Source organism: Nocardia sp. NPDC058497 (assembly GCF_042720195.1).
Classification (GTDB): Bacteria; Actinomycetota; Actinomycetes; order Mycobacteriales; family Mycobacteriaceae; genus Nocardia.
Genome location: NZ_JBHXMY010001013.1, coordinates 1 through 1,216, shown reverse-complemented (window position 1 = coordinate 1,216; position 1,216 = coordinate 1). Strand labels below are relative to the sequence as shown.

1 protein-coding gene and 1 pseudogene are annotated in these 1,216 nt (G+C 58.8%); both read left to right on the top strand.

The window, feature by feature from the left end; translation table 11 throughout:
- On the top strand, positions 1 to 803 hold an 803-nt coding region (locus ACFWPJ_RS33335; RefSeq protein WP_378857581.1), incomplete at its 5' end, for a phytanoyl-CoA dioxygenase family protein.
- 22 nt (positions 804 to 825) lie between these two features.
- Positions 826 to 1,216, top strand: a pseudogene (locus tag ACFWPJ_RS33330) (phytanoyl-CoA dioxygenase family protein); the annotation flags it as partial.

Here is a 1,216-nt window from a genome sequence, read left to right as displayed (position 1 = left end):
CGCCACGATTGTTCACCGAGGAAGCAATCGACGATGCGTTGACTGCATTGGAGGCGCATCACCAACGCGAGCGTGATTACTCGCTACCAGGCGCGATCGACGAACTCTACGATTGGGCCCCGGGCGCGGTTCACCAGATCCGGTTCAACGATTACGTCGCGCTGACAAATCGCCGCCTCCGCGATTTCATGCTGCAGCCGATAGTCGCGGCCGTTGCGGCGCGGTTGGCGCAAACGAGCCAGATCAGATTGTGGCAGAGCAGTATTGTGTACAAGCAACCACAAACCGCCGGCGGCGATACCACTATAGGATGGCATGCCGAACGCGCCTACCTGCGTACCTGTACCTCCACCAATATGTTGACTGCGTGGATCGCTCTACAGGACTGTGACGAGTCCATGGGTCCGGTGGTGATGATCGATGAAAGCCACCGCTGGCCGGATACCGAAGACATTCGTGCCATCAGATACGGCCGAACATTTTTCGGCGCCGATCCCGCGTTGTTGCAGGACCGCCTCGAGCGCACCGGCATGCCACTGCGAACCGTTCCCATGTTGTTGCGCAAGGGAGAAGTCAGTTTCCATCACTGCCTGACGCTCCACAGCAGCGGCCCCAATCTGAGCGGGCGTGCCAGGGTCGGTGCAACAGTCGATATGCAGGATCGCGTGAATCGCTACCAACCGGTCCACGATCAAGCGGGGGAATTGCTCACTACTGCCAACGATAGGATGTGCCGCAAGCTACCGAACGGCGATTTCGACTACAGCGACCCCACGATTTGTCCCGTGCTGTGGGATGCGTAAGGTAAAACTGGAACGAGGTATTATGTTCAATTTGTCACCGGCTGAACGAAAGTTTCTCCCATCCGACGACGATGTCGAGTTCTATCAGCAGCACGGCTGGTTCGTCACACCACGATTGTTCACCGACGAAGTGGTGGATGCCGCGTCGGCCGCCGTGGCGGCTCATCACAGGGGCGAGCGCGACAGGGTGTTACCCATCACGCTCGACGAGATGGACGACTGGATCGAGGGCTCGCCTCATCAGCTCCGATTCAACGATCACGTCGCACTGACCAGCAACCATCTCGGAAGCTTCATGCTCCAGCCCTTGATCGGGGCCATTGCGGCGCGGCTGGCGCAGACCAGTCAGATAAGGCTCTGGTTGAGCAGCTTGATATACAAGCCGCCGCGCACGGAGCACACCATCGAATCTG